Here is a 19877-nt window from a genome sequence, read left to right as displayed (position 1 = left end):
GTTCATGTCCAAATCCCCGTTATGCGCGTCCTCTCTCCCCGTTGCGGGAGAGGGTGGCCCGCGTAAGCGGGTCGGGAGAGGGCAGCGCCGTATCCTGAAGCGTTGCTTCCCTCTCCCGGTCGCTCCGCGACCACCCTCCCCCGCAGAGGGGGGAGGGTTTCCTACCCCCGCGCCCTCAGCCAGCCCTCGACCTCGCCGATCAGCGCCTCGCGAGCGCCTTCGTGCGTGACAGACTCGATCGCCTCGCCGACGAAGGCCTGGACCAGCAGGCTCTCGGCCACCGGCTTCGGCAGGCCGCGGGCCATGAGGTAGAACAGCAGGTCCTCGTCCGGCGCGCCGCAGGTGGCGCCGTGGCCGCAGGCGACGTCGTCGGCGAAGATTTCGAGCTCCGGCTTGTTCATCATCTGGCCGTCGTCGGTCAGCAGCAGGCAGTCCGACTTCATCTTGCCGTCGGTCTTCTGCGCCGCCTGGCGGACGATGATCTTGCCCTGGAACACGCCGGTGGAATCGCCGTCGATCACCGTCTTGAACATCTCGCGGCTGACCCCGCCGACCGCGGCGTGGTCGGCCAGCAGCGTCGAGTCGGCAAGCCGCCCGTCACCGAGCATGGCCGCGCCGTTGACGGTGGCGGTGGCGTTCTCGCCGGCGAAGTGCAGGTAGATCTGGTGGCGCGAGAGTACGCCGCCGAAGACGAGGTTGACGGATTCGATGTTGGAGCCAGCGCCGAGCCGCGCGGTAATCGTCGAGAGCGCAATGGCCTTGTCGCCCTCGCGGTTGAGCCGGGTGTGATGCAGGTTGGCCCCGTCGGCGATGACGGTGTCGACCACGTCGTTCGGCTGGTAGGCGATCCCGTCCGGCCCTTCGTGGCTTTCCAGGAACGAGAACTCGGCGCCCTCCCCCAGGGTGACCAGCACGCGGGTCGCCGTCGAGAACGCGGTCTCGCCAGTGCCGACGAAGCGCAGGTGGATCGGCATCTCGACCTTGGCTCCGGCCTCGACCGAGATCAGCGCGCCGTCCGCCAGGAAGGCGGTGTTGAGCTGATAGATCGGATTTTCGCGGGTCTGCGCCACCGGCGCGAGCTGCTTGAGCAGCGGATCGCCCTGGCTCATCGCCTCGTTCAGCGGCGTGACGGTGACGCCGGCCGGAACGCGGTCGAGGTCGGACAACTCGCCGATCAGGTGGCCGTTGACGAAGGTCAGGCGCACGGCCTCAATGCCGACGAAGGCCGTCGCGGCATTCGCCGCCGCCTTCGCGACCTCGAGCGAGGGCTTCTCGGCCGGATGCGCGGCATCCTCGATCGCGGCGCGCAGGTCCGTGTACTTGAAGGCCTCGACGCGACGGCTCGGCAGACCGGTCGCCTCGAAGAACTTGAACGCTTCTTCCCGCGAGATCTTCTCTTCGCTGGCGAAGCTCTGGCGAGCCGACTCGAACAGGCTCGAAAGCCCGGTCTCGGCAGCGCTGCGCAGGTTCTGGATGTCGGCCATCACGCGGCCTCGCTGCGGTAATCGGCGTAGCCGGACTTCTCGAGTTCCAGCGCCAGCTCCTTGCCGCCCGTCTTCACGATCAGGCCCTTCGACATGACGTGCACGGTGTCCGGCACGATATGGTCGAGCAGGCGCTGGTAGTGGGTGATGACGAGGAACGAGCGCCCCTGAGCGCGCAGAGCGTTGACACCCTCGGAGACGATGCGCAGAGCATCGATGTCGAGGCCGGAATCGGTCTCGTCGAGCACGCAGAACTTCGGCTCGAGGAGCGCCATCTGCAGGATCTCCATGCGCTTCTTCTCGCCGCCGGAGAACCCGACATTGAGGGCGCGCTTGAGCATGTCCTTCTCGATCTCGAGCTTGTCGGCGGCGGCGTTCACCTTGCGGATGAAGTCCGGCGTCGAGATCTCGCCCTCGCCGCGGGTGCGGCGCTGCGCGTTGATGCAGGCCTTGAGGAAGGTCATCGTGCCGACGCCGGGGATTTCCAGCGGATACTGGAAGGCCAGGAACAGGCCGGCGGCGGCGCGCTCGTCCGGCGACATGTCCAGCACGTTGTTGCCGTCGAGCAGGATCTCGCCGTCGAGCACTTCGTAGTCCGCCTTGCCGGCGATGACGTAGGAGAGCGTCGACTTGCCGGAGCCGTTCGGCCCCATGATCGCTGCGACCTCGCCGTCGTTCACGGTGAGGTTCAGGCCGTTGAGGATGCGGTTGTCCTCGATCTGTACGACGAGGTTCTTGATTTCGAGCATGTTCGGGTCGTCCTAGCTTGGAATGGCAGCCAGCCCCCACTGCAAGGCAGCGGGGACGGCACCGGATCTGATCGGCAGGCCGGCTGCAGGCCTCAGCCCACCGAGCCCTCGAGGCTGATCGAGATCAGCTTCTGCGCCTCAACGGCGAACTCCATCGGCAGCTGCTGCAGCACGTCGCGGACGAAGCCGTTGACGATCAGCGCGGTGGCCTCCTCGTTCGAGAGGCCGCGCTGCTGGCAGTAGAACATCTGGTCCTCGGAGATCTTCGAGGTGGTGGCCTCGTGCTCGAACACCGCGGATGCGTTCTTCGACTCGATGTAGGGTACCGTGTGCGCGCCGCACTGATCGCCGATCAGCAGCGAGTCGCAGTTGGTGAAGTTGCGGGCGTTCTTGGCCTTCTTGTGCGCCGAGACGAGACCCCGATAGGTGTTCTGCGAGCGCCCGGCCGAGATGCCCTTCGAGATGATGCGGCTCGACGTGTTCTTGCCGAGATGGATCATCTTGGTGCCGGAATCGACCTGCTGCATGCCGTTCGACACCGCGATCGAGTAGAACTCGCCGCGGGAATCGTCGCCGCGCAGGATGCAGGACGGGTACTTCCAGGTGATCGCCGAGCCGGTCTCGACCTGCGTCCACGAGATCTTGGAGCGGGTGCCGCGGCAATCGCCGCGCTTCGTCACGAAGTTGTAGATGCCGCCCTTGCCCTCGTTGTCGCCGGGGTACCAGTTCTGGACGGTCGAGTACTTGATCTCGGCATCGTCCAAAGCGATGAGTTCGACCACCGCCGCATGGAGCTGGTTGTCGTCGCGCTTCGGGGCAGTGCAGCCCTCGAGATACGAGACGTAGCTGCCCTTGTCGGCGATGATGAGCGTCCGCTCGAACTGCCCCGTATCGCGCTCGTTGATGCGGAAGTAGGTCGACAGTTCCATCGGGCAGCGCACGCCCGGCGGAATGTAGACGAACGAGCCGTCGGAGAAGACCGCCGCGTTCAGCGTCGCGAAGAAGTTGTCCGTCACCGGCACGACGGTGCCGAGGTACTTCCGGACGAGGTCCGGGTACTCGCGAAGGGCCTCGGAGATCGGCATGAAGATCACGCCGGCCTTCGCGAGTTCCTTCTTGAACGTGGTCGCGACCGAGACCGAATCGAACACGGCGTCGACGGCGACGCGGCGCTCGGGGGCGATGCCCTCCAGCACCTCGACCTCACGCAGGGGGATGCCGAGCTTCTCGTAGGTCCTGAGGATCTCGGGGTCGATCTCGTCGAGCGACAGGGCCGCCGGGCGCTTGGGCGCCGCGTAATAATAGAGGTTGTTGTAGTCGATCTTGTCGTAGGAGACCCGAGCCCAATCCGGCTCCTTCATGGTCAGCCAGCGGCGATAGGCGTCGAGGCGCCATTCCAGCATCCATTCCGGCTCGTTCTTCTTGGCCGAGATGAAGCGCACCACGTCCTCGGACAGGCCGCGAACGGACTTCTCCATCTCGATGACGGTCTCGAAGCCGTACTTGTACTGGTCGAGGTCGATCGAACGAACCCGGTCGATGGTCTCCTGCACTGCAGGCATTCAACGTCTCCTGACGGCGCCGGGCCGAACGGCCGGCGTATTTTCGAGATGACGGTGGGAGGCGCGCGTCATGCCGCCTGCCCTCTCCGCTGATATAGGGACGACACGACCCGTTCGAAGGCCGTGAGGAAGCGTGCCGCATCCGCGTCCGTGGAATTCCAGCCGAAACTGACGCGCAACGCCCCCGCGGCCACCGCAGGATTCACGCCCATGGCCGCGAGCGTGGCCGAGCGCGCCACCTTGCCCGACGAGCAGGCCGAGCCCGACGAGACCGCGACGCCGGCGAGATCGAAGGCGATCAGTGCGGTGGCGGCCTCCAGGCCCGGAAGCGCGAAGCTCAGGGTGTTCGGCAGGCGTGGGGCGCCCTCCCCGAACACGACGGCGTCCGGCGCGAGCGCCAGCACCTGGGCTTCGAGCGCGTCGCGAAGGCCGGCGAGCCGCGCGCCTTCGTCGGCGAGATCGGCCTGCGCGCGCCGCGCCGCCTCCCCCATGCCGGCGATACCCAAAAGGTTCTCGGTGCCGCAGCGCAGGCGCGCTTCCTGGCCGCCGCCACGCACGAAGGCGGATTCGAGCACGACGCCCTCGGCGAGCACCAGCGCGCCGACGCCCTTCGGCGCCGCGAATTTGTGACCCGACAAGGTCAGCGCATCGAGGCCGAGCGCGACCATGTCGAGGGGGATCTTGCCGACCGCCTGCACGGCGTCGCTGTGAACCAGCGCCTGCCCATGCCCCCTGGCCAGCGCGACGATCTCGGCCAGCGGCTGGACCACACCGGTCTCGTTGTTGGCGGCGTGGACCGAGATCAGCAGGCTCTCGCCGGCGAGCGCGGCCAGCCGCTCGCGCAGCATGTCGAGCCGGAGGACGCCCGCTTCGTCGACGGGCAGCACTTCGACGGTGTCCGGCGAAAAGCGGTGGCCGGCGGAGACGCAAGGGTGCTCGGTCGCGGAGATCAGCAGCCGCGTCGGCGCCGGCCGGCCGGTGCGGCGCAGGGCGCCCGAGAGCACGGCGTTCGCAGCCTCGGTGCCGCCGCTGGTGAAGGTGACCTGCGTCGGCTTCGCGCCGACGAGGGCGGCGAGGGCGTCGCGGGCGGCGTCGAGCACGGCGCGGGCGGCGCGGCCTTCGGCATGGATCGAAGACGGGTTGCCGGGTAGCGCCAGCGCATGCGCGACCGCCGCCGCCACCTCCGGACGAGCCGGAGACGTGGCGTTGTGGTCGAGGTAGCTGCGGGCTGCTGCGGTCATCCTGTCTGGTTCTCGATCGCTCGATTTCGTCGCGCCGGCCGAACCCCGTGCTCGAAATTCTTGCTTTCGCCCCCCGTCACCGTGCTAAGGCGCTGCCACGCAACACCTGCAACGACGGGGCCGCCTCAAGCGGCTTCTTCTTTAGAATGCTTCTAATCGCCTAGAATTATTCTAAGCCGCTTGTACGAAGCTGGCGGACCGAGTCAAGGCGTTGCGAGATGCGCCCGGATCGGGGGTCCCGCCGGCTTTTCGCAGAGCGGAGGCGATCGGACGCTCCGCCCGAGGACATCATGCCCGAAGTCATCTTCACCGGTCCGGCCGGTCGCCTCGAAGGCCGCTACCAGGCGCCCAAGAAGAAGGGCGCGCCGATCGCAATCGTGCTGCATCCGCACCCCCAGTTCGGGGGCACGATGAACAACCAGATCGTCTACAACATGTTCTATACGTTCGCGAATCGCGGATTCGCAGCGTTACGCTTCAACTTCCGCGGCGTCGGCCGCAGCCAGGGCGCGTTCGATCACGGCTCGGGCGAGTTGTCGGATGCGGCGTCCGCCCTCGACTGGGTCCAGTCGGTCAACCCCGAGGCCAAGGCCTGCTGGATCGCCGGCGTCTCCTTCGGCTCCTGGATCGGCATGCAGCTGCTGATGCGCCGCCCCGAGATCGAGGGCTTCATCTCGATCGCGGCCATGGCCAACCGCTACGACTTCACCTTCCTCGCCCCCTGCCCCTCCTCCGGCCTGTTCGTGCACGGCTCCGAGGACCGGGTCGCCCCGGCCCGCGAGGTCATGCCGGTGATCGAGAAGGTGAAGGTCCAGAAGGGCGTCATCATCGAGCACCAGATGGTCGAGGGCGCCAACCACTTCTTCGACGGCAAGGTCGACGAGCTGACGCAGACGGTGGACACCTATCTCGACAAGCGGCTGGGGCCTGCGAAGGCGGCGTAGCACCAGAACCCTCTCCCCTATGCGGGAGAGGGTGCCTGCGGAGCAGGCGGGAGAGGGGAACGACCTCTCCGGACCCGGCGCACCCCTCTCCCGACCCGCTTCGCGGGCCACCCTCCCCCGCAGAGGGGGGAGGGCTTGGTGCCCGCCCCTACAGCGTCGCTGCCAAAGCCGCGAGCTGATCCGCAGCCTTCCCCCACCCCTCGTGAAAACCCATCCCTTCGTGGGCCTCGCGGTCGGTGGCGGTCCAGTGGCGGGCGCGGGCGGTGTAGCGGGTGCCGCCGTCCTCGGGCTCGAAGGTCAGGATCACCGTCATGAACGGCTTCTGCGAGGGCTCCCAGGCCGAGACGTAGGCGTCGGTGAAGACGAGCCGCGCGTTCGGCACGACCTCGAGATAGACCCCGCGATTCGGGAATTCGGTGCCGTCCGGTCCCCGCATCACGACGAGGCTCGCGCCGCCGGGGCGGACGTCGGTCTCGGCGTGGATCGTGGTCCAGGGCGCGGGCGTGAACCACTGCTTCATCAGCTCCGGCTCGGTCCAGCAGCGGTAGAGCGCGGCCGGGCTCGCCGCGATCAGCCGCGTGAGCACGAGGTCGCGTTCCGCGGTGTCGGCGGTATCGGTCATGGGTATGTCTCCGTCCTGTCAGGTGGCCGCGGTGCTGCTCAGCCGAGCGGCTGGTTGAGCGCCCAGATCACGCCGAACGGGTCGCGGAGCTGGCCGTAGCGGTCGCCCCAGAACATGTCGGCGACCGGCACCACGACGCTGCAGCCGGCGGCCACGGCACGGTCCCACCACGGCGCGATGTCGTCGATCATCAGGGTCAGGTTGAAGGCCTGCGGCGGCAGGAGCGGGTGGCCGTATTCCGGATAGGCGTCGCCGAGCATCACCGACGAGCCGTTGATGTGCAGATGGACGTGCATGGTCCGGCCCTTGTCGTCCGGCGGGATGACGTAGGCGGTCTCGGCCCCGAAGGCGCGGGCGTAGAACGCGGCCGCCTTGAGGGCGCCGTCGACCTGCAGGTATGCGACGACGCCGCCCTTGGTGATGTCCTTCGGGGGCGTGGCGTGCGGGTGGTCGCTCATCGTCGGGCTCCTCTCGTGCTCGGCCGTCTCGCCGGTCCGATCCCAGGACGACCGAAGCAGGGCCATCCCGACAGGCTTTTCACGATTTTTTTGCCGGAGCCTCTCAGGCCGCCTGCTTCGCCTCGGCCGGCGCGCGCGTCACCGGCACCGGCGGCGCGCCCTCCCACTCGCTATGTGCCGGAATCGTCTCGCCCTTCATGACGATGGTGAGGGGCCGGAGCCGCGCGAAGTCGCCGACCTTGGCGTCGTAGAGCACGGTGGCGAAGGAGCCGATCGAGACGCCGTTGCCGATCTCGACACGGCCGACCTTCATGATCCGGTCCTCGTAGAGATGGGTCTGCGCCGCCGAGACACGGTTGACGGTGACGTAGTCGCCGATCGTCACGCAGTCGAACTCGGTGACGTCGGTGGTGAACAGGCAGCAGCCCTGGCCGATCTTCACGCCGAAGAGCCGCAGCATCCAGGGCAGGAACGGCGTGCCCATCATGTGTTCGAGCAGCACCTTTCCGGCGAGCCCCCAATAGGCCACCGCGATCGCCTCGGTGCGCATGGCGAACCACGACCACATCGGGCGCATGCCGGGCTTGTAGGTGCCCATCAGCGCCCATTTCAGCCCGATCACCGCGGCCGTCTGGATGAAGGCGAAGGCGACGCTGACCACGACGAAGCTGATCGCCAGCCCGCTCCAGTTCTCGGCGAGGATGGCCGGGTAGAAGTAGTAGTCGATGCCGCAGACCGCGAGCGTCAGGTACAGCATCGGCGAGAACGAGGTCGAGAACGCCTCGAACAGGCCGCGCCGCAGCTTCGGCCCGATGCCGGGCTCGTAGGTCTTGCCGATCTCGCCGAGGTCGACCCGCTGCCGTGTCGGCAGCTTGATCGGCGGCGAGCCGAACCAAGTGTCGCCGGGCGACATCTCGGCGTTGGACGGCGCCTTCGACTTGATGCCGATCAGCACGTCGTCCGGGATGATCGCGCCGGGCTGCACCACGGCCTCGTTGCCGATGAAGACCCGCGCGCCGGTCGTGACCGGCTTGGTCTCGACCCAGCCGCGGACGATCTCCTCCTCGCCGATGATGACCTCGTCGGCCAGGAAGTTGTTCGGGCCGATGTCGACGATGTCGTAGCGGCCGGAGAGGTTGGTCGAGATCTCCGAGCCCTTGCCCATCCGCGTGCCCATGATGCGGTACCAGGCCCGCATGTAGACCGTGGCGAAGAGCGAGGAGAGCATCTCCAGCGTCACCTCGACGGCGAGCGCCAGGGTCCATTTGCGCAGGTAGAACACCGAGTGGACCGAGTAGGTCTCGGTGCGCAGCCGCGGCACCAGCACCCAGCGCATCAGCGCGATCACCATGACCGAACTCGCCGTCATCAGCATGGCGGTCGGCCAGGTGAGCAGCGGCAGGTACCAGTGGTAGTCGATGTCGGTGACGTTCGAGAGCGAGTCGCTGATCTGGTCGAACACGAAGAAGGCCGGGAAGATCGGCAGCAGCCCGACCGATGGCACGATGGTGACGAGGAGCAGGTAGGCCGCGCCGAGCCAGAACCGGCGGGCCGGCGAGGCATAGGCCGGCTCCGGCAGGCTCGCGACGTCGACCATGCCGACCTTGCGGCCGGGCGAGCCGTCCCAGGCCTCGGCCTCGCCGATCACGGTGCCCTCGGGCACGGTCGTCAGGTCGGCGAGCTGGGCGAAGTCGCCCACCACCGTGTCCGGTCCGAACACGCAGGACGCGCCGGTGACGACGTCGCGGCCGATGCTGACGGTGCCGATGACGAGCTCGTTGCCGACGACTTCCGCGTTGGCGACGACGTTGTGGCCGCCCAGCGTCGCGTCCGCGCCGACGGTGAGAAGATCGGGCGCGCCGACGACGAGTTCCGAGATCAGCGCGTCCCGGCCGATCTTGGCGCCCATCAGGCGCAGGTACCAGACGATCGCCGGCGAGCCCTGGAGCCACTTCACGTGGACCAGCGGCGACAGCCGCGAGACCAACCACCAGCGGAAATAATACTGGCCCCAGAGCGGGTAGCGGCCGGGCTTGGTCCGCCCCAGCAGGATCCACTTCGCCGCGATGGCGATGGCGCCGGTGCCGAGCACGAGGCCGATATAGACAGCGAGCAGCACGCCGAGCTCTTCGAAGAAGCCGAGCCCGCCGCCGGTGAGCAGCAGGTAGGTCACGAAGATGCCGAGCCATTGCGAGGTCGCCAGCGCGATCACGAAGGGCAGCGCGATGGCCTGGGCGAGGCCGCAGAGCGCCCGGCGCAGCAGCGGCGGCGGTGCGAAGCTCAGGTCGCGCACGGCGACGTCCGTGCCGACGCCGCCGAAGCGCGCGATCAGGTCGTCCGACATCGCCCGGAGTGTGCGGTGGGCGTAGACGTCGCGGATGGTCATGGCCGCGAGCACCGGCGTGTCGCGCACGGCGCCGACGAAGCGGGCCGCCAGCAGCGAGTGGCCGCCGAGATCGGCGAAGAAGTCCGCCTCGAAGCCGATCGGCTGTTCGCCGAACGCCTTTTTCGCCGCGGCGAGGAGCGCGGCCTCGGTGTCGTTCCTCGGCTCCTCCTGCTCGCCCGCTACCACCGTGACGGTGAGCGGGGCGGCCTTCAGCGCCTTGCGGTCGACCTTGCCCGAGGTCAGCCGCGGCAGCGTCTCGACGGTCTCGAAATGGCCCGGCACCATGTAGGGCGGCAGCTGCGCGGCCAGCGATTTTCGCAGGGCCGGCGCGTCGATCGTGATCCCGCGGTCCGGCACCAGGAAGGCCACGAGCCGGTCGACGCCGTCGTCGCCCCGCAGCACGACGGCGGCCTGGTTGATGCCGGCCTCGGCCCGGATCCGCGTCTCGATCTCGCCGAGCTCGACCCGGAAGCCGCGCACCTTGACCTGGTCGTCGATGCGGCCGTGGAAGGCGATGCGTCCCTCGGCGTCCAGCGAGACCGCGTCGCCCGAGCGGTAGAGCACCGGATCGATGCCCCCCGTCGCGAAGGGGTTGGCGACGAACTTTTCCGCCGTCAGCTCGGGCCGCTGCAGGTAGCCCTTGGCGACGCCGGGGCCGCCGATCAGCAACTCGCCCTGCTGGCCGGGATCGAGCAGGTTCAGGGCTTCGTCGGCGACGTAGACGGAATAGTTGGCGATCGGGCCGCCGATGGTGACGGGCTCGCCCGGGCGCATCTCGGCGGCGGTGGCCACCACCGTGGCCTCGGTCGGGCCGTAGGTGTTGAAGAGCTGGCGGCCGTTCACCGCCCAGCGGCCGACCAGCGGCTCCGGCAGGGCTTCGCCGCCGAGCAGCACCAGCCTGACCTCGGGCAGATCGCCGGTGATCATGGCGAGCAGCGTCGGCACCGTGTCGAGCACCGTGACGCCGGCTTCCGCGATGATGCCGGGCAGGGTCTCGACGTCGCCCATCATCGTCGGCGTCGCGACGAACAGGCTCGCGCCGACGAGATAGGGAACCCAGATCTCCTCCATCGAGAGATCGAAGGCGACGGATGCGCCCTGGAACACCACGTCGTCGGCCCGCATGCCGTAGAGCGCGTTTCCGGACCGCAGGAAGTGGCAGATGTTGGCGTGGCTGATCACGATGCCCTTGGGCACGCCGGTCGAGCCCGAGGTGTAGATCAGGTAGGCCGGATGCTCCGGCGTCAGGCGCAGGGCCTTGAGGTCCGGCGCGGGCGCACCCTCCGGCACGTCGTGCAGCAGGGCTTCGGTGGTGACGACGGGCGCTGCGTCGGGCGCGCCGGCCTTCAGCGCCTCGGAGACGATCAGCGCCTTCGCCGCTGCGTCGGTGAGGCAGATTCCGACGCGGTCGGCCGGGGCCTCGGCGTCGAAGGGCAGCCAAGCGGCGCCGGACTTGGTGATGCCGATCTGCGCGATCAGCAGTTCCGGCCCGCGCGCCATCCAGAGGCCGACCACCGCGCCGGGACCGATGCCGCGATCGGCCAAGGCCGCGGCGACCGCATCGGAGCGGGCGTCGACCTCGGCATAGGTCAGCGACGGATGGCGGCCGTCCCCATCCCGCGCGGCGCCGTCGATCAGGCACGGATGTCCCGGCCGCGCCTCGGCGCTGGCGCGAAAGATGTCGGCCAGGACTTCGTCGCGGATCAGGTCCGGCCGGGACTCGCCGCGCAAGACGGCCTTGCCCGTGATCCCGTCGGGAGGCGTGCTGCCCTGCCGCCCCCGGCTCGTCTCGGCGAGTGTGCTCATCCGAATCTTCGCTGCCGCTCCCGCCAGGGATCGGCCCTCTCGTCTCAAGTCGGCTCGGGTAGAGCTTGGCCGGCGCGCGGGGCCATTCTGCGACCGGATCTTGCCGTCACGGGGGCGTGATCCCCGTGCCGGTCGCCTAGCACGGTTCCATGGGCCGCTTGAACCGGCGTTGAATGCCGGGACGGATCATGCGGGATACCGAACCATGGCATCGCAGGCTCCGCCCCCGTCTCGGACGCCTGGAGCGTCAGCGGAAGGTGTTTCGGGGAATGGCGGGGTCGGAAGGCGCGGCTTCACGCCCAGCGCCAACCCTCCGGCTCGATCACCAGGATGCTGCCCTGGCGGATGCCGAGCCGCGGGGCGGCGTAGCTGTCGACGTGGCCCAGCGCCACCAGCACCGCGCGGGCGACGCCGCCATGGGCGACGAGCACCGTCGGGCCGTCGAGTTCGGCGACGAGGGCGGCGACGCGGCCCGTGAGCATGGCGTAGCTCTCGGCGCCCTGCCCCTTCGGCTGGTAGTTCCAGCGGTCGCGGTCGCGGGCCGCCGCGCCGGAGGGGTCCCAGCGCCGGATCTCGGCCCAGGTCGACCCTTCCCAGGCGCCGAAGCCGATCTCCCTGAGGCGCGGATCGGTGCGGTAGCCGGAGGGCGGCAGGTCCAGCGTGCGGCGCAGGATCTCCATGGTGTGCCGGGTGCGGACCAGCGGGCTCGCGACGAAGGCGGCATCGTTCAGCCCCTCCCCCGCGACGGCGCGCAGGCGCGCGGCCGCCTCCGCCGCCTGCGCGAGGCCGGTGGCGTTGAGGTCGATGTCGCGCTGGCCCTGGAGGCGCCTTTGCGCATTCCAGTCGGTCTGGCCGTGACGCACGAACCAGATCGCCGATTTCGGCTTCACCGCATCTCCTCTGGCCCGGCTCGGCCTTGGACCTCGGCCGCCACCTCCGATAGCCTGCAACCTTCGCGTTGCGAAAACCTGTCAGGATCCGACTTTTCCCATGACGAAGAAGCACGGCAAGCGCCACCGCGCCGCAACCCCCGCATCCGCCGATGCGACACCATGGCAGGATCGTCCGCGCGCCGCGCCGGGCATCGTCACGGTGGTGCCGGGCCGGAGCTTCGACCTCGCCTCGGTGGATCCGGCCTCGGACGGCGGCTTCGAGAAGGAGGCGGCCGGGGAGGCCTTGAAGGCGGAGCGTACGCGCATCAGCGCGCTGCAGGAGCGGCTCTATGCCGAGCACAGGCGCAGCCTGCTCGTGGTGTTCCAGGCGATCGACACCGGCGGCAAGGACGGCACCATCCGCAACGTCTTCCAGGGCGTGAACCCGCAGGGCTGCCGGGTCTGGTCGTTCAAGGTGCCGAGCGCGGAGGAGCTCGATCAGGATTTTCTCTGGCGCTACCACGCCAAGGTGCCCGGGCGCGGCCTGATCGGCGTGTTCAACCGCAGCCATTACGAGGACGTCCTGGCGGTGCGGGTGAAGGATCTCGTACCCGAAAAAATCTGGCGCGAGCGCTACGGGCTGATCAACGATTTCGAGCGGCTGCTGACGCTCTCGGGCGTCACCGTGCTCAAGTTCTTCCTGCACATCTCGAAGGAGGAGCAGAAGGAGCGCCTGGAATCGCGCCTCGTCGAGCCGGACAAGCACTGGAAGTTCGATCCGGCCGACCTCGTCGAGCGCAAGTCCTGGGACGCCTACCAGTCCGCCTTCACCGACGCGCTCTCGCGCTGCTCGACGCCCTACGCGCCCTGGCACGTCGTTCCGGCCAACCGCAAATGGTACCGCAACCTCGCCATCGCCCGGACCGTCGCCGACACGCTGGAGGCGATGGACCCGCAGTTCCCGGAGCCGAAGCCGGGGATCGCGGGTTTGACGGTTTCGGATTGATCGACCCGCCGGAGGCTCGTCCATGCTCGCCGTCCGTGAGATCGCCGTCTCCGGCTACCGCTCGCTCGAGCGGATCCGTTTCCCGGTGGACGGCCTCGGGGTGTTCATCGGCGGCAACGGGGCCGGCAAGACCAATCTCTATCGCTCCCTCGAACTACTCCAGGCCGCCGCCGACGGCGTGCTGACGCGGGCGCTCGCGGCCGAGGGCGGGATGGAATCGGTGCTCTGGGCCGGCCGGCGCAGGGTCGGCGCGCCGGCGCGCGTCCACCTGTCGGCGACCCTGGCCGACGACGCGATCGGGCATTCCTTCGGATACGAAGTCGCGGTCGGCCTCGTTCCGCAATCCGGCGACGGGATCCACGGCGCCGCCTTCGCGCTGGAGCCACAGGTCAAGGCGGAGCGCCTGACGCTGCAGACGGGCCTGCGCCCGGTGGTTGCGCTGAGCCGGGACGGCCCGTCCGGCTTCGTGCGCGACGAGGACGGCCGGAAACGGCCGTTCGGCAGCTCGCTGCTCGCCACCGAGACCGCGCTCGGCGCCCTGCAGGACGCGATGCGCTTCCCCGAGATCGCGATCGTGCGCCAGGCCATGGCCGCCTGGCGCTTCCACCACGACTTCCGCACCGACGCCGCCTCGGCCCTGCGCCGGCCTTGCCTCGCGGTGACGACGCCGACGCTGGCCTCCGACGGCTCGGACCTCGCCGCGGTGTTCGCGACGTTGAAGCATATCCGGCAGGACACGGCCGATCTCGACGAAGCGGTCGACCACGCTTTCCCCGGCGCGCGCCTCGTCATCCCGCCGCCCGACCGCGACGCCAGCTTCGGCCTGATCTTTTCAGACTATCCGAAGCGGGTCTTCGCGGCCTCTGAACTGTCGGACGGCACGCTGCGCTATCTCGCGCTCGCCGGAGCGCTGCTCGCCTACCGGCTGCCGCCCTTCATCGCGCTGAACGAGCCGGAGACCAGCCTGCACCCGGACCTGATGGAGCCGCTGGCGCGGATGATCGTGCGTGCGTCCGAGCGCACGCAGGTCTGGCTCGTCACCCATTCCGAGCGGCTGGCGCAGGCCATCGCCGAGCTCGGCGGGGTCCGGCCCCGCATCGTGGTCAAGCGCGACGGCGCGACCTGGATCGAGGGGCTGCGGCTCGCCGGGGATTTTTCGGAGGACGAAGAGGACTGATTGGGCACATCCCGGATGCGCAGCGAAGCCGCGCATCCGAACCCAAAAGGAATCAGTCCCTGTCGAGCGCCAGATCCGGCGCGTCGGGGTTCTTCATGCCCACCACGTGATAGCCGGCATCCACGTGAAGAATCTCGCCGGTCATGCCGCGGGACATGTCGGAGACGAGATAGGCCGCCGTCTCGCCGACCTCGTCGATGGTGACGGTTCGGCGCAGCGGCGCGTTGTACTCGTTCCACTTCAGGATGTAGCGGAAATCGCCGATGCCGGAGGCGGCGAGCGTCTTGATCGGGCCGGCCGAGATCGCGTTGACGCGGATCTTCGAGGGGCCGAGGTCGGCGGCGAGGTAGCGCACCGACGCTTCGAGCGCGGCCTTGGCGACGCCCATCACGTTGTAGTGCGGCATCCACTTCTCGGCGCCGTAATAGGTCAGCGTGAGCAGCGAGCCGCCGTTCGGCATCAGCTTCTCGGCGCGCTGGGCGATCGCCGTGAACGAGTAGCAGGAGATCAGCAGCGACTTGGTGAAGTTCGCCTCCGAGGTCTCGACGTAGCGCCCGGTCAGCTCGTCCTTGTCGGAGAAGGCGATGCAGTGGACGACGAAGTCGATGCCCTCGGGAAAGACCTCGGCGGTACGCGCGAAGACCGCGTCGATCGAGGCCGGGTCGGTGACGTCGCAATGGCCGACGACGTGGGCATCCAGCTCCTTCGCCAGCGGCTCGACGCGCTTCTTCAGCGCGTCACCCTGGTAGGTGAAGGCGAGCTTGGCACCGTGCGCGGCTGCGCTCTTCGCGATGCCCCAGGCGATCGAGCGGTTGTTGGCCACCCCGAGCACCAGCCCGTTCTTGCCTGCCAGCAAACCGGTTCCGTCCGACATGTTCCACCCTGATGAGGTCCGCACCGCCGCCCGACCCGAGGGTCGACCATGCGGCCGGCATCCTTAGCGGAGGCCTAAGCCAGGGGAAAGCCTCGTGCAGCCACAGGGTGTCGGCTCAGGCCGTGCCGGCCTTCGCCTCGCGCCGCTGCCGCGCGTAATCGGCCAAAGCCGCGTCCGCGTCGGCCGGCAGGACGATGGCGGTGGTGGCGATGAGGTCGCCCCGCGCGCCGTCCTTCTTCGGCAGGCCCTTTCCGCGCAACCGGAAGGAACGGCCGGAACTCGTCATGGCGGGAATCTTCATCTCGACCGCGCCGGTGAGCGTCGGCACGCGCAGCGCCCCGCCGAGCACGGCATCTTCCAGCGCGAGGTCGACGGTGACGCGCAGGTCCGCGCCCTCCGCCTTGAAGCGGTCGTGCGGCTTGATCCGGATGGTGAGGAGCGCGTCGCCCGGCTCCGAGCGCGGGCCGCCCCCGCCGCCGAGGCCGCGCAGCCGGATGGTCTGGCCGTCGACCACGCCCTTGGGGATCATCACGTCGACGCCGCGCCCGCCCGGCAGGGTCAGGCGCAGCTTCTCGTCGCTCGCCACCTGCTCCAGGGTGACGGAGAGCTCCGCCGCGACATCCTCGCCGCGCGCCGGCCCGCGTCCCGGACCAGGCCCGGCGCCGCCTGCGCGGAACGCCTCGCCGAACAGCGTGGAGAAGATGTCCTCGCCCATGCCGCCGGCCGGGCCGCGGCCGCGCTGCGCGTTCTCGAAGTCGAAGCCGCCGGGACCGCCGCGGCCGCCGCCGAAGCCCGAGAACCCCTCGAAGCCGGTGGCGCGCGGCTTTCCGTCGCCGTCGATCTCGCCGCGGTCGAACTGGCCGCGCTTGTCCTTGTCGCCCAGCACCTCGTAGGCGGTGTTCGCCTCGGCGAAGCGCTCCTTGGCCTTCGGGTCCTTGTTGCTGTCGGGGTGATAGGCCTTGGCGAGCTTGCGGAAGGCCTTCTTGACCTCCGCCTCGCTCGCGCCCTTCGGCACGCCGAGCACGTCGTAGGGGTTCCGCATCCGGGGTCGTTTCCAAGAGAAATCCGGCCGTACGGATACGACCTCGTGATCAGCCCTTCAACGTGGGAATGTCGTTGCCCAACCGCAACGGCGGCGATCAGGTCGCCGCCGGTTTGGGCGCCGCCTTGAGACGCTTCAGCGCCCAGCCGCCGCCCGAGGGCTTGCAGCCGGTGCCGCGCACGAAGCGGCTCGTGGCGGGTGCCACCACGGAGGCGAGGAAATCGCGGCAGATCTCGTCGTTGGAGACGTAGGGCAGGCCGGTGGGGTTCACCGAGCCGCGCATGGCGGTCTCGGGGTTGTCCCACTTCACCGGCTTGCCGTTGCCCTGCGGATCGAGGGCGACGGAGAGCGCGGCATGCGCCCGCCGCCAATCCTCCTCGCCGAGATCCTTGCCGAAGCTGGTCGGCGGCTTGGCGATGCTGCCGGTGCTGGTCGGCTCGTGCGGCAGCTCCGGCTTGGCGTCGACCCCGAACGACAGGATCGGCCCGCTGCAGGCGCAGAGCCCCGACAGGATCAGGCCCGCGACGACGAGCGCACCCGGCGTCGGCCCGTTGAGGGCTTTACAGTCGCGAAAACGCATTACACCTGAACTCGCGAGACATACGTGACCGACGTGTCGGTGCTCCACGCCGGTACCCCCCCGACACGGATGTCACTGCGAGGGAGTAGACCGTGGATCCGTTAAGAGACGATGAGCTTGGGGTGCCTGCGGACTTCACGCTTGCGCGAGATCCCTGGCCGCTGTTTTCCGCCTGGATGACTGAAGCCACGGCCGCGGAACCCGAGGACGCCAACGCCATGGCGCTCGCCACTGCCGACGCCGACGGCCTGCCCGACGTGCGCATGGTGCTCCTGAAGGGCGCCGACCCGCGCGGGCTCGTCTTCTACACCAACGTGGAATCCGCGAAGGGCGGCCAGCTTGCCCGCAATCCACAGGCGGCGGTGGTGCTTCACTGGAAATCTCTGCGCCGGCAGATCCGCGCCCGCGGCCCGATCGCGCCGGTGACGCCGGAGGAGGCCGACGCCTACTTCGCCAGCCGCCACCGCGACAGCCGCATCGGCGCCATCGCCAGCCGGCAGTCGCGCCCGCTCGCCGACCGGCCGACGCTGATGGCCGAAGTCGCGGCCCTGTCGGAACGCTACGACGACGGCCCGATCCCGCGGCCGGAGAACTGGACGGGCTTCCGCATCGATCCCGTGCAGATGGAGTTCTGGCAGAACGGCGATTTCCGCCTGCACGACCGCGTGCGGTTTTCGCGGGACGGCGCGGGCTGGAGCCGGTCGCGGCTGTATCCCTGATCGCGGCAGCGGCTGGATTTGAACGGCACGGACGTTTCGACGCTTCGCGACGCCGTCATGCCGGACCCCGGATCGGGTTCCGTTGACGCTCCACCCGTCCAGGGAAGGGAGCGTGGCAAATTGAAGGAATCGACCGGAAACGGTCTGGATCGCTTCGCTACATTCGCAAAGATGAGAGACGGGTTCGGAGCGAAGCCCGAGAAGCCGGGAGAGCGCAGAACGCTCTCCCGGCCGGCCGAAAGCTCAGTGCTTGAACTTGCCTTCGTACTTGAACTCCGGCGCAGCCTTCAGGGCCTCCTTGGTCGCGTTGATCGAGGCGACCCACTTCTTGGCGCTCTCGTCGTAGGTCAGGCCGACCGAGGTCGGATCGACTGAGACGTAGCGCTCGCCCAGGCCGAGGAAGCCGCCGACCGACAGGATGAAGCCCGACAGCTTGCCATGCTCGATGGTGAGATCCTTGATCTCGCCGACGTTGCTGTTGGTGCCGTCGACGACGTTGAGGCCGATCAGGTTGTAGCTGAGGACGGCCTCCGGCGGCACGGGGGCGAACTTCACGGCCGCGGGGGGCGCGACGGGCTTGGCGCTCTCGGCGAGGACGGGCGAGGCGAGCAGGGTCGCGGCCAGGGCGGCGAGGGCGATACGGCGCATTGTCTGTGTGTCTCCTTGAGACCCGATGGGCGGCTGGAAATGGCTATGTCCGGCCGTTCGTTCCGTCGGCTGCGCCAGAATGTGAATCTTTTTAACATGGCCGCTGCAGCGGTAGCCGGATCTGTTGCCGGCGCTCGAACGCCGTGCCGAGCGTCGGCCCATTGGGGCGGACATGGGCGCGGAGATATGGGGGCGGAGCCGCCGGCAACCCGGCACCGAACCGTTTCGGCCGGCAGAACGTTCCTCTCGTCTCGGAATGAGGAGGTGCGTCGTGAAAATCCGCTACCTGTTGCCGCTGATCGGGGTCTTTGCCCTCGCCGGATGCAAGGACGAGAAGAAGGCTCCCCCGCCGCCGCCCGTGAGCACCGCGCCGACGACCCCGCCGCCGGCCTCGCCCGATGCGCCGAAGCCGGACGCGCCGAAGCCGTAGCCGCTCTGCACGAAAGCCGCCGCGCCGACGCCGTCGGCGCGGCGGCTTTTCGGAGCGCCTGCAGTGCGGGCTGCAGGGCCGATAGCCTATCCGCTCCTTTTCCCGGACGCATGGAGCGTCAGCGGAATGCGATCCGGGATCCAGCGCAAGACTCGCTAAGCGTCCTCATCTCTGAGCGCATTCGGGACTCGGAGCCGCTACGCGGCTGTTTTCCCGCTGGATCCCGGATCGCATTCCGCTTGGCTGCATGCGTCCGGGAAGGGTGGCGATGGATCGTGAACCCAAGGCGTTTCACGATCCATCGCCCTCGGGCCCGGCCCTGCTCTCTCCACCCGTTCCAATCCTCATCCCTACCGATCGCTGCAACGCGGTAGGGTGCTGGATTTCCGGTCTCGCGCGTCATAGACCTGTTGCCGTCCGTGCGGGCGCCGCGGCCTTGGCGGTTCGCGTGCCGGGACTGAAGGAGCGGCCTTGGCCCAGTCCAACGATCGTCGGCGCGTCATGCTGCTCACCGGCGCGAGCCGTGGGATCGGCCACGCCACCGTGAAGCGCTTTTCCGCCGCGGGCTGGCGCGTCATCACCTGCTCGCGCCACCCTTTCCCCGAGAACTGCCCATGGGAAATGGGTCCCGAGGACCATCTCCAGGTCGACCTCGCCGATGCCGAGGACACGATCCGCGGCGTGCGCGAGGTCGCGGGACGGCTCGAGGCGGAGGGCGGCATGCTGCACGCCCTCGTCAACAATGCCGGCATTTCGCCGAAGGGGCCCGAGGGCCAGCGCCTCGGTGCCCTCGGCACCGACTACACCACCTGGGCGCGGGTGTTTCAGGTCAACTTCTTCGCCCCGATGCTACTGGCCCAGGGCATGCGCGAGGAGCTGGCCCGGGCCAAGGGCTCCATCGTCAACGTCACCTCGATCGCCGGTTCACGCGTCCACCCCTTCGCGGGCGCCGCCTACGGCACCTCGAAATCGGCTTTGGCCGGCCTGACCCGTGAGATGGCCGAGGATTTCGGACCGCTCGGCGTACGCGTGAACGCGATCTCGCCCGGCGAGATCGACACCTCGATCCTGTCGCCGGGCACCGACGAGATCGTGAAGAAGATTCCGCAGCGCCGCCTCGGCACGCCGGACGAGGTCGCCAAGGCGATCTACTTCCTCTGCACCGAGGCCTCGTCCTACGTGAACGGGGCGGAACTGCACATCAACGGCGGGCAGCACGTTTGAGGGTGCGGTCGCTCGGCTCTCTTCCCCTCATCGCGCGCGTAGCGAGGCAATCC

At 68.8% G+C, this 19877-nt stretch carries 18 protein-coding genes; 6 read left to right on the top strand and 12 right to left on the bottom strand.

All coding sequences use genetic code 11. The annotated features are described in order from the left end of the window. Nucleotides 1–161: 161 nt before the first annotated feature. The 4 genes from sufD to MFF07_RS11190 all read right to left on the bottom strand — a co-directional run bounded on the left by sufD (nucleotide 162) and on the right by MFF07_RS11190 (nucleotide 5036). Nucleotides 162–1484: a Fe-S cluster assembly protein SufD gene (gene sufD, locus MFF07_RS11205; RefSeq protein ID WP_147820415.1), complete on the bottom strand. Its 1323-nt coding sequence runs from the start codon at nucleotides 1482–1484 to the stop codon at nucleotides 162–164. Beyond that, a complete protein-coding gene (gene sufC, locus MFF07_RS11200; protein ID WP_147820413.1) occupies nucleotides 1484–2233 on the bottom strand; it encodes a Fe-S cluster assembly ATPase SufC in 750 nt (249 codons plus the stop codon). The genes sufD and sufC overlap by 1 nt, the downstream gene beginning before the upstream one ends. Before the next feature lie 92 nt (nucleotides 2234–2325). Further along, nucleotides 2326–3795 carry a Fe-S cluster assembly protein SufB gene (sufB, locus tag MFF07_RS11195; RefSeq protein ID WP_147820411.1) on the bottom strand — a complete coding sequence of 490 codons (1470 nt, stop codon included), beginning with the start codon at nucleotides 3793–3795 and terminating at the stop codon, nucleotides 2326–2328. Between the two features lie 68 nt (nucleotides 3796–3863). Further along, complete coding sequence (locus tag MFF07_RS11190) at nucleotides 3864–5036, bottom strand: cysteine desulfurase family protein (RefSeq protein WP_238231913.1); 1173 nt, start codon at nucleotides 5034–5036, stop codon at nucleotides 3864–3866. 290 nt (nucleotides 5037–5326) lie between these two features. On the opposite strand from MFF07_RS11190, the gene MFF07_RS11185 reads away from it, so the two are divergent. Beyond that, nucleotides 5327–5980, top strand: a complete 654-nt coding sequence (locus MFF07_RS11185) for an alpha/beta hydrolase (RefSeq protein ID WP_147080905.1) — start codon at nucleotides 5327–5329, stop codon at nucleotides 5978–5980. 148 nt (nucleotides 5981–6128) lie between these two features. On the opposite strand, the gene MFF07_RS11180 is transcribed toward MFF07_RS11185, so the two are convergent. From MFF07_RS11180 to MFF07_RS11165, 4 genes are all read right to left on the bottom strand, one after another. Further along, complete coding sequence (locus MFF07_RS11180; protein ID WP_147819028.1) at nucleotides 6129–6602, bottom strand: SRPBCC family protein; 474 nt, start codon at nucleotides 6600–6602, stop codon at nucleotides 6129–6131. 38 nt (nucleotides 6603–6640) lie between these two features. Next, nucleotides 6641–7060 (bottom strand): VOC family protein, encoded by a 420-nt coding sequence (locus MFF07_RS11175; protein WP_147819026.1) that lies wholly within the window; start codon nucleotides 7058–7060, stop codon nucleotides 6641–6643. Between the two features lie 103 nt (nucleotides 7061–7163). Further along, nucleotides 7164–11252, bottom strand: a complete 4089-nt coding sequence (locus MFF07_RS11170) for a Pls/PosA family non-ribosomal peptide synthetase (RefSeq protein WP_147819024.1) — start codon at nucleotides 11250–11252, stop codon at nucleotides 7164–7166. A gap of 293 nt (nucleotides 11253–11545) precedes the next feature. Further along, the gene (locus MFF07_RS11165) at nucleotides 11546–12142 is read right to left on the bottom strand and encodes a histidine phosphatase family protein (RefSeq protein ID WP_147819022.1); all 597 of its coding nucleotides are present in this window, start codon (nucleotides 12140–12142) and stop codon (nucleotides 11546–11548) included. 100 nt (nucleotides 12143–12242) lie between these two features. On the opposite strand from MFF07_RS11165, the gene MFF07_RS11160 reads away from it, so the two are divergent. Both MFF07_RS11160 and MFF07_RS11155 read left to right on the top strand, forming a co-directional pair. Further along, complete coding sequence (locus tag MFF07_RS11160; protein ID WP_147819020.1) at nucleotides 12243–13130, top strand: polyphosphate kinase 2 family protein; 888 nt, start codon at nucleotides 12243–12245, stop codon at nucleotides 13128–13130. Between the two features lie 22 nt (nucleotides 13131–13152). Then, nucleotides 13153–14307 (top strand): AAA family ATPase, encoded by a 1155-nt coding sequence (locus MFF07_RS11155; protein ID WP_147819018.1) that lies wholly within the window; start codon nucleotides 13153–13155, stop codon nucleotides 14305–14307. Nucleotides 14308–14359: 52 nt separating this feature from the next. On the opposite strand, the gene fabI is transcribed toward MFF07_RS11155, so the two are convergent. From fabI to MFF07_RS11140, 3 genes are all read right to left on the bottom strand, one after another. After that, the gene (fabI, locus tag MFF07_RS11150; RefSeq protein WP_147819016.1) at nucleotides 14360–15181 is read right to left on the bottom strand and encodes an enoyl-ACP reductase FabI; all 822 of its coding nucleotides are present in this window, start codon (nucleotides 15179–15181) and stop codon (nucleotides 14360–14362) included. A 115-nt stretch (nucleotides 15182–15296) separates the two neighbouring features. Next, nucleotides 15297–16223 carry a DnaJ C-terminal domain-containing protein gene (locus MFF07_RS11145; protein WP_147819014.1) on the bottom strand — a complete coding sequence of 309 codons (927 nt, stop codon included), beginning with the start codon at nucleotides 16221–16223 and terminating at the stop codon, nucleotides 15297–15299. Nucleotides 16224–16320: 97 nt separating this feature from the next. Further along, nucleotides 16321–16803: an RT0821/Lpp0805 family surface protein gene (locus tag MFF07_RS11140; protein ID WP_147819012.1), complete on the bottom strand. Its 483-nt coding sequence runs from the start codon at nucleotides 16801–16803 to the stop codon at nucleotides 16321–16323. A 92-nt stretch (nucleotides 16804–16895) separates the two neighbouring features. Between MFF07_RS11140 and pdxH the strand changes: the two genes are divergently transcribed. Continuing rightward, nucleotides 16896–17522 carry a pyridoxamine 5'-phosphate oxidase gene (gene pdxH / locus MFF07_RS11135; protein ID WP_147819011.1) on the top strand — a complete coding sequence of 209 codons (627 nt, stop codon included), beginning with the start codon at nucleotides 16896–16898 and terminating at the stop codon, nucleotides 17520–17522. Between the two features lie 243 nt (nucleotides 17523–17765). Here the strand turns inward: pdxH and MFF07_RS11130 are convergent, their stop codons facing one another. After that, nucleotides 17766–18170 carry a PRC-barrel domain-containing protein gene (locus MFF07_RS11130; protein ID WP_147819009.1) on the bottom strand — a complete coding sequence of 135 codons (405 nt, stop codon included), beginning with the start codon at nucleotides 18168–18170 and terminating at the stop codon, nucleotides 17766–17768. A 271-nt stretch (nucleotides 18171–18441) separates the two neighbouring features. On the opposite strand from MFF07_RS11130, the gene MFF07_RS11125 reads away from it, so the two are divergent. After that, entirely contained in the window at nucleotides 18442–18600 is a 159-nt protein-coding gene (locus MFF07_RS11125; protein ID WP_187272643.1) for a hypothetical protein, read from the top strand. A 501-nt stretch (nucleotides 18601–19101) separates the two neighbouring features. Further along, a complete protein-coding gene (locus MFF07_RS11120) occupies nucleotides 19102–19824 on the top strand; it encodes an SDR family NAD(P)-dependent oxidoreductase (protein WP_147819030.1) in 723 nt (240 codons plus the stop codon). Nucleotides 19825–19877 lie beyond the last annotated feature (53 nt).

Source organism: Methylobacterium thuringiense (assembly GCF_022179645.1).
GTDB classification, from domain to species: Bacteria; Pseudomonadota; Alphaproteobacteria; order Rhizobiales; family Beijerinckiaceae; genus Methylobacterium; species Methylobacterium thuringiense.
The sequence above is the reverse complement of the archived record's forward strand: the minus strand, read 5'-3'. Positions and strand labels throughout refer to the sequence as shown.